At 68.8% G+C, this 12,515-nt stretch carries 14 protein-coding genes; 6 read left to right on the top strand and 8 right to left on the bottom strand.

Features of this window, described 5'->3' with window-relative positions:
- Window positions 1–144: 144 nt before the first annotated feature.
- Complete coding sequence (locus ACFOMD_RS06075; RefSeq protein WP_380858404.1) at window positions 145–1,434, bottom strand: hypothetical protein; 1,290 nt, start codon at window positions 1,432–1,434, stop codon at window positions 145–147.
- Window positions 1,435–1,446: 12 nt separating this feature from the next.
- Window positions 1,447–2,037 (bottom strand): DUF2239 family protein, encoded by a 591-nt coding sequence (locus ACFOMD_RS06070; RefSeq protein ID WP_380858401.1) that lies wholly within the window; start codon window positions 2,035–2,037, stop codon window positions 1,447–1,449.
- Between the two features lie 65 nt (window positions 2,038–2,102).
- On the opposite strand from ACFOMD_RS06070, the gene ACFOMD_RS06065 reads away from it, so the two are divergent.
- Window positions 2,103–2,426: a GIY-YIG nuclease family protein gene (locus tag ACFOMD_RS06065; protein ID WP_380858398.1), complete on the top strand. Its 324-nt coding sequence runs from the start codon at window positions 2,103–2,105 to the stop codon at window positions 2,424–2,426.
- A gap of 57 nt (window positions 2,427–2,483) precedes the next feature.
- Here the strand turns inward: ACFOMD_RS06065 and ACFOMD_RS06060 are convergent, their stop codons facing one another.
- The gene (locus ACFOMD_RS06060) at window positions 2,484–2,780 is read right to left on the bottom strand and encodes a hypothetical protein (RefSeq protein WP_380858395.1); all 297 of its coding nucleotides are present in this window, start codon (window positions 2,778–2,780) and stop codon (window positions 2,484–2,486) included.
- A 405-nt stretch (window positions 2,781–3,185) separates the two neighbouring features.
- Here ACFOMD_RS06060 and ACFOMD_RS06055 point away from each other — a divergent pair, with 405 nt between their 5' ends.
- Window positions 3,186–3,512: a hypothetical protein gene (locus ACFOMD_RS06055; RefSeq protein WP_380858392.1), complete on the top strand. Its 327-nt coding sequence runs from the start codon at window positions 3,186–3,188 to the stop codon at window positions 3,510–3,512.
- 21 nt (window positions 3,513–3,533) lie between these two features.
- Here ACFOMD_RS06055 and ACFOMD_RS06050 read toward each other — a convergent pair whose 3' ends face one another.
- From ACFOMD_RS06050 to ACFOMD_RS06040, 3 genes are read right to left on the bottom strand one after another with little or no spacing between them, the layout of a single operon-like run.
- The gene (locus tag ACFOMD_RS06050) at window positions 3,534–5,354 is read right to left on the bottom strand and encodes a M56 family metallopeptidase (RefSeq protein ID WP_380858389.1); all 1,821 of its coding nucleotides are present in this window, start codon (window positions 5,352–5,354) and stop codon (window positions 3,534–3,536) included.
- Window positions 5,354–5,737, bottom strand: coding sequence for a BlaI/MecI/CopY family transcriptional regulator (locus ACFOMD_RS06045; protein ID WP_380858386.1), 384 nt, complete (start codon window positions 5,735–5,737; stop codon window positions 5,354–5,356). Before ACFOMD_RS06045 ends, ACFOMD_RS06050 begins: the two co-directional genes overlap by 1 nt.
- A gap of 22 nt (window positions 5,738–5,759) precedes the next feature.
- Window positions 5,760–6,335, bottom strand: a complete 576-nt coding sequence (locus tag ACFOMD_RS06040) for a GIN domain-containing protein (RefSeq protein ID WP_380858383.1) — start codon at window positions 6,333–6,335, stop codon at window positions 5,760–5,762.
- A gap of 250 nt (window positions 6,336–6,585) precedes the next feature.
- Here ACFOMD_RS06040 and ACFOMD_RS06035 point away from each other — a divergent pair, with 250 nt between their 5' ends.
- From ACFOMD_RS06035 to ACFOMD_RS06025, 3 genes are all read left to right on the top strand, one after another.
- Window positions 6,586–8,631 (top strand): hypothetical protein, encoded by a 2,046-nt coding sequence (locus ACFOMD_RS06035; protein ID WP_380858380.1) that lies wholly within the window; start codon window positions 6,586–6,588, stop codon window positions 8,629–8,631.
- 95 nt (window positions 8,632–8,726) lie between these two features.
- Window positions 8,727–9,449, top strand: coding sequence for an energy transducer TonB (locus ACFOMD_RS06030; RefSeq protein WP_380858377.1), 723 nt, complete (start codon window positions 8,727–8,729; stop codon window positions 9,447–9,449).
- Window positions 9,450–9,466: 17 nt separating this feature from the next.
- Window positions 9,467–10,543: an alpha/beta fold hydrolase gene (locus ACFOMD_RS06025; protein ID WP_380858374.1), complete on the top strand. Its 1,077-nt coding sequence runs from the start codon at window positions 9,467–9,469 to the stop codon at window positions 10,541–10,543.
- Here ACFOMD_RS06025 and ACFOMD_RS06020 read toward each other — a convergent pair.
- Together ACFOMD_RS06020 and ACFOMD_RS06015 are read right to left on the bottom strand one after the other, a co-directional pair.
- Window positions 10,540–10,662 carry a hypothetical protein gene (locus ACFOMD_RS06020; RefSeq protein WP_380858371.1) on the bottom strand — a complete coding sequence of 41 codons (123 nt, stop codon included), beginning with the start codon at window positions 10,660–10,662 and terminating at the stop codon, window positions 10,540–10,542. The genes ACFOMD_RS06025 and ACFOMD_RS06020 overlap by 4 nt on opposite strands.
- 62 nt (window positions 10,663–10,724) lie before the next feature.
- Window positions 10,725–11,207, bottom strand: a complete 483-nt coding sequence (locus tag ACFOMD_RS06015) for an SRPBCC family protein (protein WP_380858368.1) — start codon at window positions 11,205–11,207, stop codon at window positions 10,725–10,727.
- Window positions 11,208–11,257: 50 nt separating this feature from the next.
- Between ACFOMD_RS06015 and ACFOMD_RS06010 the strand changes: the two genes are divergently transcribed.
- Window positions 11,258–12,478, top strand: coding sequence for a TCR/Tet family MFS transporter (locus ACFOMD_RS06010; RefSeq protein ID WP_380858365.1), 1,221 nt, complete (start codon window positions 11,258–11,260; stop codon window positions 12,476–12,478).
- Window positions 12,479–12,515: the final 37 nt, after the last annotated feature.

Raw genomic sequence — 12,515 nt, 5'->3', positions numbered from 1 at the left:
GCGCTTCTAGACAGGCGCTTCGCTACTAACACCTACCATCGTCATACCGGCGAAAGCCGGTATCCAGACCGACCGTTCGACTGGATTCCGGCTTTCGCCGGAATGACGACTGTGGGGTGGTGGCTGGATGTGCGAGCCCAGACCCTAAAGCGTCATCATGCTCGCTGACGGCGTGCTGCCGCTCAGCACCAGCATCGAATCAAAGCCGTGGATCATCCGTACCAGATCGGGGTCCGCGGTCTTCGTCTGCCGTGCCGACATGATCGGGCGTAGCGGCCGCAGGTCGATCAGCGTCGGTGCGTCCGGGTAGGCCAGTGCCGCCAGCGCCTCGGCGCCGAACGCCCCTTTGTAGAGCCCCGACGGGCCAGGGTCGTAGCCGAAGGTCGTCAGGTTGATGCCGGCGACCTGCCGGTCCATCCCGGCGCCGACCAGCAGGTGATAGCTGTGGCTGCCCTCCAGTTCGGCGATGGCGGGCGCGAACTCGCCGATATCATAGACCTCGGTGCCCGACCGGCCGCGTGCGGTGTGATAGGCGCCAAACTTGAACAGCGTCTTCGGCGCCCGCCCCGCCGCCTTTTCGGCGAGCCAGTGGCGGCGGAGGTTGGCGCGCAGGAAGGCGGTGCGCCGCGCGTTCGACGCCCAGCCCTGGCCCTTGGTCCACAGCTGGTTGATCTCGAGCGTCTCCTCCAGCGTGTCGAGGATCCAGCCGCTCTCGGCATCGGGTGACGGCCAGGCGCGGCGCACCGCGCGTACCAGTTCGGGGTCGCCGGCGAAGGCGAAGATATGCTGCTGCTGCCGGGTGGCGAGGAGCTTGGCGCGCGCGTCGGTCACGACCGTGTACAGCGCGTCCATCGGCGCCTTTGCCGACGCCGGCGCCTTGGCGCGCAGCCGGGTCACCAGCAGCGGGTCGCCCATGATCTCATAGTCGAGGCCCCAGAAGCGGTAGCCGCCGCCTTTCGCCACGTCGGCGAGCATCTGCGCTTCCTCGCGCATCGTGTAGAAGGCGACGCCCGGCGCGTTGGCGCGCATGAAACGCTCAAGGCCGGCATAGCCGTCCTTCGCCACCTTCTCGATCTCGGCGGTCATCGGCGGCGATACCTCGATCGCCAGCCGCTCATAGCCGGCGGGTTTCAGCGCTGCAGCCAACTGCCCGACCAGCTTCGGCACCTCGGCGACGCCATGCTCCTCGCCGACCATGAAGAAGTGCGCGGCGCGCCCCTCGCTGACCAGCCGGTCCCAGCCCGGTCCCGAGAAGCGCCCGCCCTGATAGTCCATGCGCAGCCGGTTCTCGCTCGCGCGCTCGACCAGCCGGTCCATCAGTGGCTTGGGCTGCGCCGCGACCGGGGTTTGCGCGCGAGCGGGCAGGGCGCTCGCGGCGACCGCGACGCCGGCGCCGGCCAGCATGGCGCGGCGGCTCAGCGCGTATGATTGCACGGTCCTGCGCAATCAACCGTCGCGGTGCGTCCCACCATCTGTTGGCGATTCACGCCATGCCAGCCGCTCGACATGCGCGCGAACGTCGGGCCACCAGTGGATGCTGTGCTTCCTGAACGCCGCGTGGTCGCCCGCGAACAGGGCGCGCGCCGCTTCCTCGAAGCCGGCGTGGTGCCCGACCTTCACGGCCGCGAATTTGTAGGCGGCGGCCTGCGCGGCGCGGATGTCGTAGATCGCTTCCTTGCGGGCGGCGTCGACCAGCCGGCGCAAGGTGGTCGATGCGCCGCCGGGCTGGCGCATCAACCAGTCCCACTGGCGCGGCAGCAAGGTCACCTCGCGCGACGACACCCCGAGCTTGGGGCGCCCCCGGCCGCGCGGTTCGCCTTCGGGCGTCAGGCGGGCGACGATCTCTTCTGCGGTCCCGCGCAGGTCGAGGTCGATGATCGCGCCGGTCGCATCGTCGAACACCTGAACCGGGTGGCTGCGATGGTTGCGCTCGATCCAGCCGGGGATGGCGACCGCGACTTTGGCGAGCGGGCCGCGGCCGATCAGCCGCACGCCGGAAAAGGCGGTGACGGGGCGGTCGGGGCTGTCGTCGTCCATCGCTGATTATTACCCGGGTAAAATTCCGCTTGTCAATTTTTACCCGGGTGATATTCGCCGCTTCCATGGACCGCAAAGCCGCCATTGCCGCGTACAAGGAACGCAAAACCGTCGCCGGAATCTATGCGATCCGCTGCCTCGCGACCGGCGAAGCCTGGGTCGGCCGCGCCCCCGATCTCGACTCGATCTGGCGCTGCCTGTCCTTCGAATTCAGCGCCGGCAGCCGCCGCACGGCGGGGCTGCAGGCTGCCTGGAACGCGCACGGCGCGGAAGGTCTGTCGTTCGAGGTGCTGGAGAAAGTCGACGAAGAAATCGACTATGTCCGCGACAAGCTGCTGAAATCGCAGCTCGATCACTGGACCGCGACGCTCGGCGCGACGCCCGTCTGAAACGCAAACCGCCGCGCACCCTCTCGGGCCGCGGCGGCGCGTTCCGAACTGAAAAGCTTATCGCGTGCCGGGCTGGTCCGGCGCGGTGGTGTCGGCCTGCGGCGGCGTGGTCGCCGGGGCCGGCTGCGAGGCGGGCACCGGCGTCGTGGCGGCCTGCGCCTTCGGCGCTTCCTTGCGCTCGGTCACGTTCACCGCCGTGCGGCACTGCTTGGCCTTGCGGGTGAAGCTGCCGGTGACCGCCTCCTCCTTGCAGGCCATGCGGACCTTCTTCGGCTTCGTCTCGCCCGACTGCGCCATCGCCGGCGCGCTGAGACCGGCAAGCGCGATCAGCGCGGCACCAACCATGAACTTCATAGCATCTCTCCCTCCACGGCGCCGTGACCGGCGACGCGTCAACCGTTGCAATTCCAATGATGTGGCGCCCTCGGCGGCTGTCCCCATCCGCCGATCTCTTTCCAGCGCCGTGCACGGCACCGGGTCGGGTCGTCGCTTGCACGCATAAGCGGAATCAAATTGCATTACAACTGGATTCCGCACTGCTCAGCGCGCTGCTTTCGTTCGGGAAAACAAGGGAAACACGCTGTTAACCATATCTATACCTTTTGGGCACTAAATCCCCTTCAGAGCGCATCGACCGATTTTTCCCTTTCGACCCGGTGCGCTCACCTTTTTCCCTTATCGATGCTCCGATGACGCTCGCGTGCTTGACGCGGGCGCGCGGCACGCCCACTCGGGCGGCACCTTCGATGGAGCACCCGGATGACCAACAGCGATACCCCGACCTCGCCGCTCGATGCCCTGTCGGACGCCGAATATGATGCGCGCGTCGGCGAGGCGATCGGCGTGCTGATGGATTCGCTCGACGCGGCCATCGACGGCGGCGCCGACGAGCTCGAAAAGGAAGTTCGCTATGCCGCGGCCCCGACCGCGCTGCGCAACCTGCTGGCGCAGCTGATCGCCGAGCAGTGCCTCGAGCAGCCGCGCCCCTTCAAGCTGGTCAAGGAGCTGATCCGCGACCTCGAGCTGGAAGCAGTCGCGCTGTCGATGCTCAAGGAGCTGCAGGCCGAGGGCGGCGAGGAGGCCTGAGCCTCCCCGCCGCGTTCTACCCTAGTTGCCGACGCGGTTGATGGTGCCGCCGCCCTCGATGGCGCGCGCCACCTCGCGCGGGTCGCCGCGATAGTTGATGTCGCCGCCGCCGGTGACGCTCGCCGCCAGCTCATGCTCGACGCGGGTCCGGATCTCGCCGCCGCCGCGAATGGCCGCTGCTACTTCATGCGCCTTGATCGCGTCGGTCTCGACGACGCCGCCGCCGTGAACGGCGATGGCGAGGTCGCGGGTCGGCGGGAATTCGCCGCGGGCGACGACGACGCCGCCGCCGCGGATCGAGATCGCCTCGATCGACGGCACGGTCAGTTCGAGCTTCAGCCCGTTGGCGCCGCCGCTGATCGACAGATTGTCGTTGGAGACATTGAGCTTCGCCGCCGCCGGATTGCCGCCGAGGAAGCGGACCTGGCTGCGCGCGCCGTGACGCAGGATCACCTCGCCGCCGCCGTTGAGCGCGAGCGCCTCGACGCGCGGCAGCGGCACGACCGAACCGACCTTCCACGGCGCCTTGCCGCCGCTGCGGAAGGTCATGTGGCTCGGCTCGTCCAGATCGAGGTCCACGTCGACATCCACATCGACGTCGATATCGGTATCGACAGCATTGGCGAGTTGCTGCGGAACCGCGACGGCCACCGCCTGCGTGATCGCGGCTGCCATTGCGGTCGGCGCGACCGGCTGCGCCGGCGCCGCAAGCGGCTGCGGTGCCGCGGCCGGCGCGGGAATGGCGGGCGGCTGCAGCGCCGCCATCTGAAGGCGTTCGCCCGGTGCCTCGCCACCCGCCGCACCCAGCGACAGCGCGGCGAGCGGCGCGGCGAAGATCAGCGCGCCGGCAGTGATGCCGGCGGTCCAGCCGAAACGCGCCGGCGCACGGCGCAGGCTGGTATCGAGCACGCGGGTGACGCGCTGGGCCAGCGAACCGCGGCTCGGCGCCACGCCGTTGGCGGCGAGCAGCAGCGCGCCGCTCTCATGCCGGGCGACGCCGACCAGCAGCTCGGCATAGTCGAGGTCGGGCACGTCGTGCGACAGCACCGCGTCGTCGGCGGCTTCCTCGCGCAGCTGATGGCACTGCTTGGTCAGCACCCAGACCAGCGGGTTGAACCAGAATACCGCCGCGGTGATGCGGGCGAGCAGCAGCTTCGCCCAGTCGAGGTTGGCGACATGCGCCAGCTCGTGCGCGATCACGGCTTCGGCCTGTTCGCGCGATTCGAGGGCTTCGGTGTTGAGCAGGATCACCGGGCGCAGCACGCCCCAGCTCACCGGCGAACCGATGTCCGAGCTGACCAGCAGCGCAGTGCCATATTTGAAGTCCATGCGATGCTGCGCGCGGGCGAGTGCCGACAGCCAGCTGTTCTCGATCAGCACGTTGGCGCGGTGGCGCAGGCCGAACAGGCGCACCACGGCGATCAGGGTGATGCCGAGCAGCAGCGCGGCGGGCAGGCCGTAGATCAGCAGTGCGGTGTCGATCCACTCGAATATCGGCAGCAGCGGCGCTGCCGCCGGTTCGGGCGTGGTGGCGATGGAAACGGTGACAGGCGTTTCGCCGATGGTCGCGGGCGACGTGGCGACGACGGTGTCCGGCGTGCTCGCCCCGGCCGTTGTGGTGACCGGCGCCAGCACTTCGGCGACCGGGGCCGGCGCCTCGACGTTCCAGCGCGGCATCGCGACATGCGCGAGCGGCAGCAGCAAGGTGAACAGCAGGCCGGCATGCGCCAGCCACGACCGCTCCGCCGCCGAGCGGTGGCGGAGCAGGCGGAGCAGCAGCAGGGTCGCGCCGAGCGTCAGCGTCGACTTCCACGCCAGCTCGATGAGGAGCGCCGTCGTCATCACTTCTTCTCCTGTCGTGCCTTCCGCGCTGCCGCGATGCTGCGCTCAAGCTCGGCGAGTTCGGCATCGTCGAGCTTCGCCGACATGCCGAGCAGCGCGGTCGCAGCCCCGACCGGCGAACCGCCGAAGAAAGTGCGAACGAGTTGGCTCAGCGCCGACTGCTTGGCCTTCGCCTCGGGCACCGAGGGCGAATAGAGGAAGCCGCGGTCGGAAGGCGTGCGGCTGACATAGCCCTTCGCCTCCAGCCGCGTCAGCATTGCACGCACCGCCGAGGCGGTGAGCGTGTCGGGCAGGGCGGCGCAGACATCAGCGACGGTGCGCTCGCCCTGCGTGTAGAGCAGGTCGACGATCTCGCGCTCGCGCGGCGGCAGTTTCTCCAGCATCTTCTATCCCCTCCGTCGCCGCTTATTCCGAATCGGCCTTCACGCCGCCGCCGCCCCGCACTGACGTGGCGAGAGTCGGGCTACCCTTGTAGCGCACGCCGCCGCCGCCGCGAACCGAGGCGGCGAGGGTCTTGCTGGCCCAGGTGCGGATGCCGCCGCCGCCTTCGACCGAGGCGGCGACGGTGCGCGCCTCGACCGCGCGGGTGTCGAGCAGGCCGCCGCCCTGCACCGACAGCGCCAGCTTTTCCACCGCGGGGAAGCCGGTCATCTCGACCTTGCCGCCGCCGCGCACCGCGAGCGCGTCGATGTCGGGAACGGTGACCAGCACCTCGAGCTTGTAGTTGTTGGGGCAGCCATCCGGGCAGGCGCGAATGCGCAAGGAGCGCTCGATCACCTGGAAGCTGCTGACTTTGGGATCACCGCGCAGGATGGTGACCTTGCGAGTCGGACCCTGCTTCACCGTGACGGTGCCGCCGCCGTTGAGCGACAGCGCCGAGAAGGCCGGGGTGGGCACATCGACGGCGGCGCCCGCGGGCGCGGCGACAGCGGTGAGCGCCAGCACGGCCAGCGACATCAGCGGGAGGGAGCGGAAGGTCATTCGTCGTTCCTTTTCACAAAAGCGCTTGCACCATATGCGCTACATTTGTAGTTAGCTACAATCGTAGCGCGTCGTCAAGCAGCGATTGTCCCTTACCGGACAGTCGCTGTCCGGTTCCGGACGCCGGCCGTTGCCCGACCCCTGCGGATTGCCGAGGGAGAGGGCGGTGGCCTGCATCTTGCAGACGCGTCACGTAAACAATGTAGCAAAGCGCGGGCCAAGATCTGCGCAGAGCAAGGGCAGAGCGAATATGAAGATGCTGGGACGACGGCTGTTCGCCGCCGCACTGTTGTGTGCGGCCTCGGGACAGGCGCTGGCGCAGGCCAGCGTGGGCGGGCGCACCGTCTATGAGGTGGCGTTCTTCCAGCAATATGCGCCGTCGAACGCGCTGCAGATCATCGAGCGCGTGCCCGGCTTCCAGCTCGACGAAGGCGATACCGAAGTGCGCGGCTTCGGCCAGGCGGCGGGCAACGTCGTCATCAACGGCCAGCGGCCGGCAACGAAGAGCGACACGCTCGATACCGTGCTGTCGCGCATCCCGGCCAACCGCGTGCTGCGCGTCGAGGTCGGGCCGGGCGAGACCTTCGGGTCCGAATATGCCGGCAAGGCGCAGGTGGTGAACCTGATCCTCAGCGAATCGGGCGGCGTCGCCGGGACGGCGATGGCGCATGCGCGCCGCGGCTACGACGGCACCATCTACCCCGAAGGCAGCCTGTCGGGCCTCGTGCGCAGCGGCGCCTCGACCTTCAACGCGGCGATCGAGTTCGACAGCGATGCGGTGACCGAGGAAGGTAGCGACCGGATCACGAGGCTGCCGTCGGGCGAGCTGATCGAATTCCGCCGCAAGATCAACGAGACCGAGGAGCCGAACCTCAACGTCTCCGCGTCATGGGCCTATGACGGCGGCACCAACAAGACCGCGCATCTGAACGGCCGCTATTTCATCGACTGGTTCCGGCTGAGCCAGGCGAACAGCGTGTTTCCCGCCACGGGGCCGGCGCGCGACGACAGCCTCGATCAGAAATACGATTATGAGGAATATGAGATCGGCGGCGACATCACCCGGCCGCTCGCCGGCGGCGGGCTGAAGCTGGTCGGAGTCGCGACGCGCCGCAACCGCGAGCGGCTCGACGAATCGGTCAATCGCGTCGGCGCGGCCACGATCGGCGGCTCCGACCAGCTGCTGGTCGACCGCCGCGAGGAGACGGTGGCGCGCCTCGTCTGGAACCGCACCGGCTGGGCCGGTTGGACCGTCGAGGCCGGTGCCGAGGGCGCGCTCAACATTCTCGACAGCGACGTCGGCTTCTTCACGATCGACGGTACGGGCACGCGCACCCGCGTCGACCTGCCGGTGGACCAGGCGAAGGTGAAGGAGAAGCGGGCCGAGGGCTTCATCAACGGCGGCCGCGCGCTGTCGTCGACGCTGCGTCTCGACATGGACCTGACCTACGAGGCGTCGCGCCTCACGGTGTCGGGCGACGCGACCGCCGAGCGGGAACTTCAGTTCTGGAAGCCGAAGACGACGCTCGACTGGCGCCCCGGCGACGGCTGGCGCCTGCAATTGTCGGCGCAACGCACCGTGGCGCAGCTGCAGTTCGAGGATTTCATCAGCGTCGCCGAACTGTCGAACGACCGCGTCAACGGCGGCAACGCCAACCTCGTCCCGCAACGCGCCTGGGAATTCCTGCTCACCGCAGAAAAGACCGTCCTCGGCGACGGCCTCATCAAGCTGGAGGCGGGGCGCACCTTCGTCAGCCTGGTGCAGGACCGCGTGCCGACGCCGGAAGGCTTCGACGCGCCGGGCAACCTTGGCGATGGCACCGAGCTGATCGCGCGCGCGACGGTCGACGTGCCGCTCTCCGCGATGGGCATCAAGGGCGGGCGGCTCAAGACCTATTGGTCGATGGTCGATACCTCGGTGCGCGATCCCTATACGCTCAGGAACCGCAGCTTCTCGGGCAACAATACGCTCTACACCGAGACCAGCTTCCGTCAGGACCTCGGCAAGTTCGCCTGGGGCGTGCTCCATGAATATGGCACGGTGAACACCAATTTCCGGCGCAACGAGCTCGATCGCAACCTGGGCAGCCACTATGTGGAGATCTTCGCCGAGTACCGCCCGTCGGCGACGACGACGATCACCGTCGGGATTGAGAATCTGCTCGACAGCAAATATGTGCGCGAGCGGACCTTCTTTACGCCCGATCGCCGCAGCCCGAACCCGACGAGCTTCGAATATCGCGAGCGCAAGCGGCACATCCTGCCGTTCATCACGATCAAACGGAACTTCGGGTAAGGCCCCCGGCCCGTTCAAGCTGGCGCAAGCCGGGGTCGTGTAGAGGGAACCTTGTCCTCCGCCCTGTCGTCCTGTGGCGGACGACAGGAGGTGGAATGGCCTTTGCCGATCCCGGTTCGCACCGCAGCCCCGCGACCGCCGCAGCGGTGGTCGTGGCGCATGCGGCCGTGGTCTGGCTGGTGGCGACGCAATCGCCGGTGATTTCGCCGATCGTCACGCAGGCGATGGAGGTGTTCGAGGTGCCGACCCCGGCGCCGCCGGTGGCACCGTCGCCCGAGCCGGCGAAGCAGGCGCCGAACGAGGCGGGTGAGGCATCGGCGGCGAACAAGCACGCCAAGCCGACTGAAGTGGTGGCGCCGAAACCGGTGGTGAAGGTGGAGACGCCGCCGCCGATCGTCGCCGCGCCGGTGGCGAGCAGCGGGCGTGAGGCCGATGCGGGCGCGACGCCGGTGGTTGGGCCCGGTACCGGCGCCGGTGGCGTGGGCCAAGGCCTCGGCAGCGGCGGTCAGGGCACCGGGACGGGCGGCGGGGGCGGCAGTGCCTATTGGGTGAGCGGCCGGATCCGCGACCGCGACTATCCGCGCGCGGCGAGCAAGGCGCGCGCCGGTGGTGCGGTGGTGACCAATTTCGAGGTCGGGACCGATGGCCGGGTGAGCAATTGCCGGGTGGTGCAGTCGAGCGGGCGTAGCGATCTGGATGCGACGACCTGCGCGCTCATCGAGAAGCGCTTCCGCTACAAGCCGGCGCTCGACGCCAATGGCCGGCCGGTGAGGTCGGTCGAGGGCTGGCGGCAGACCTGGTGGCTGGAGCCGCGCTGAGCCGCTAGTCTCGCGGCATGAAACTTCGAATCCTCCTGGCGCTGCCGCTGCTCGCCGCCGCGCCCGCGTCCGAAACCGACCCTTACGCGCCCGGCCGCGAGGTGGTGGCGAAGATCGGCACGATCGTGACGCCGGAGGGCGTGCAGGAGACGTTCGAAGTAACGCTCGGCGGGGCGCGGCAGATGGTCAATGTGCGCGGCGCCGACCGGGCCAACCCGATCCTGCTGTTCGTCCACGGCGGCCCCGGCGCGGTCGAGCTGCCGACCGCCTGGGCGTTCCAGCGGCCGTGGGAGGATGTTTTCACCGTCGTGCAGTGGGACCAGCGTGGGGCCGGGCGGTCGTTTCCGCTGAACGATCCCGATGCGCTGGCGCCGACGCTCAATCCCGACCGCTACCGCGACGACGCCATCGAGCTAATCGAGCAGCTGACGAAGCGCTATGGGCAGCGGAAGGTGGTGCTGCTCGGCCATAGCTGGGGATCGGCGGTCGGGCTGGCGGTGGCGGCAAAGCGGCCCGACCTGCTGCACGCCTATGTCGGCATGGGGCAGATCATCGACTTCCGCAAAGGCGAGCGCGCCGGATACGAATGGACCTTGGCGAAGGCAAAGGCCGCGGGCAATGCGACGGCGGTGCGCGAGCTGGAAGCGCTGGAGCCCTATCCGGGGCCGGGCGAATTCAGCATCGACAAGATGACCACAGAGCGGAAATGGTCGGTGCATTACGGCGCGCTCGCCGCCTATCGCGATAACGCCGATTTCTATTTCCAGTCGAAGCGGCTCTCGCCCGAATATCTGCCCGCCGACCGCAAGGCGTGGCTCGACGGCAGCGCCTTCACCATCAAGGCGATGTTCCCGCAGCTCGCGCCGCTGTCCTTCGCGCACGTGAAGCGGCTCGACGTGCCGGTGGTGATGCTGCTCGGGCGGCACGACTATACGACGCCGTCGCCGATCGTCGCCGACTGGATGCGCGAGCTGAGGGCGCCAGCGAAGAAGATCGTGTGGCTGGAGCATTCGGCGCACCTGCCGATGATCGAGGAGCCGGGGCGGACGTTCGCGGCGCTGTTGCAGGAGGTGCGGCCGCTGGCCGGGCGCTAGCCGCGCAGGTGGAGCAGCGGATAGGGGCGGCCGACGCCGACGAATCCGCCCGCGCCCGCGTTGTCCTCGTTGACATCGACCGTCAGCACCGGATGCACCGCCCGCGCACGGGCGAGCACCGCGCCGCGTCAGATGGCGAAATTGGCGGCGACATCCGCCGGTGTGGCGAGGCGAAGGCGGATCATCGAGGCCGCTTTCGCGGTGTTGTCGCCTCGACCAGCGCCGCCAGCTTGCCGAGGGACTCACTCCAGCCCGCCTCATTGTCCTCGGGCCTTATGCCCGGCGGTACGTCGGCGTGGACGGCGACGAGGTGGGTGCCGCCGTCGGGGGTGGGGGTGAGGGTGTAGGTGGCGGTCATGGTGCCGTGCATCGACGGGTCGTCGCTTTCGAACTCCATGGTCTGGACCATGCGCTCGGCGGGGATCAGCTCGACGAACTGGCCGTGATAGCTGTCGGTTTGCGCGTCGCTTTTGCCGCTGTCGGTCGGTGCGTCGTAGGTCAGCGAAATGCGGAAAGACCCGCCGACGCGCGCGTCGAGGTGGTGGACGGTCATGGTCATGCCGTCGGGGACCATCCAGCAGACGAGGTCGTCGGGGGTGATGAGCGCGGCATAGACGCGGTGTGGCGGCGCGGCGACATGGCGGGTGAGGCGGGTGGTCGACATCCGTTTCGTCTAGCACGAATGCCATGCGGCCGTGCTACACGCCCCGCGCCATGTCGTCCGTGTTGCCCCGTTCGCGGTATCGCCCCGCCGTCGCCTTCATCCTCGTCACCGCGTTGCTCGACGTGATGGCGATGGGGCTGGTGATCCCGGTCCTGCCGACCCTTATCGAGGAGTTCGCGGGGTCGAATGCGCAGGCGGGCGTGTGGAACGGCGTGCTGGTGGCGCTGTGGGCGGCGATGCAGTTCCTGTGCTCGCCAGTGATCGGCGCGCTGTCCGACCGGTTCGGGCGGCGGCCGGTGCTGCTGATCTCGACCGTCGGCCTGTCGCTCGACTGGGCGCTGATGGCGCTGGCGCCCGACCTCTGGTGGCTGGCGGTGGGCCGCATCATCGGCGGCATGACGTCGTCGAGCTTCACCGCGGTCTTCGCCTATATGGCCGACATCACCGAGCCGGAGGAGCGGTCGAAGGGCTTCGGCTGGATCGGCGCGGCGTTCAGCGCCGGCTTCGTCGCGGGGCCGGCTTTGGGCGGCGTGCTCGGCGATATCGATCCGCGCCTGCCCTTCTGGGTGGCGTCGGGCCTTTCGGCGCTCGCCTTCCTCTACGGGCTGCTGGTGCTGCCCGAATCGCTGCCGCCCGAGCGGCGGATGGCGTTCAGTTGGGCCCGCGCCAACCCGCTCGGCTCGCTACGGCTTTTGCGCTCGCACCCCGAGCTGTTCGGGCTGTCGGGTACCTATTTCCTGCTGCACTTCACGCATCACGTCTTCTCGGCCGTGTATGTGCTCTACGCCGGCTTTCGCTATGGGCTGAGCACGCTGGAGATCGGGCTGCTGCTCGGCGCGGCCGGGCTGCTGGAGATGGCGGTACAGGGCTGGCTGGTCGGCCATGTCGCGCGCTGGCTCGGTGACCGGCGCACGATGGTGCTCGGCTTCGTATTCGGCGCCAGCGGGCTGCTGGCGATGGCATTGGCGCCGAACGCGCTGTGGTTCGCGCTGGCGCTGATCCCCAATGCGCTGTGGGCGATCGCCATGCCGACGATGATGTCGCTGATGACCGCGCGCGTGTCGGAGCGCGAGCAGGGCCAGTTGCAAGGCGCCAACAACAGCGTCGCCAGCATCGCCGGGGTGGCCTCGCCGCTGTTCTTTGGCTGGGTCTACAGCCTGACCGCCGCGACCGACGCCGGGTTCAGTTTCGTCGTCGCCGCGGTGACGATGCTGGCGGCGGCGGCGCTCGGCTTCCTGGTAACGCGGGCGGGGCAGCGCGCGCTCGGCTAGCCGAGCGGATCGCCGTTTGAAATTACCGTGCGGGCGT

Origin of the sequence: Sphingoaurantiacus capsulatus, from assembly GCF_042648405.1 — a bacterium.
Classification (GTDB): Bacteria; Pseudomonadota; Alphaproteobacteria; order Sphingomonadales; family Sphingomonadaceae; genus Sphingoaurantiacus; species Sphingoaurantiacus capsulatus.
The sequence above is the reverse complement of the archived record's forward strand: the minus strand, read 5'-3'. Positions and strand labels throughout refer to the sequence as shown.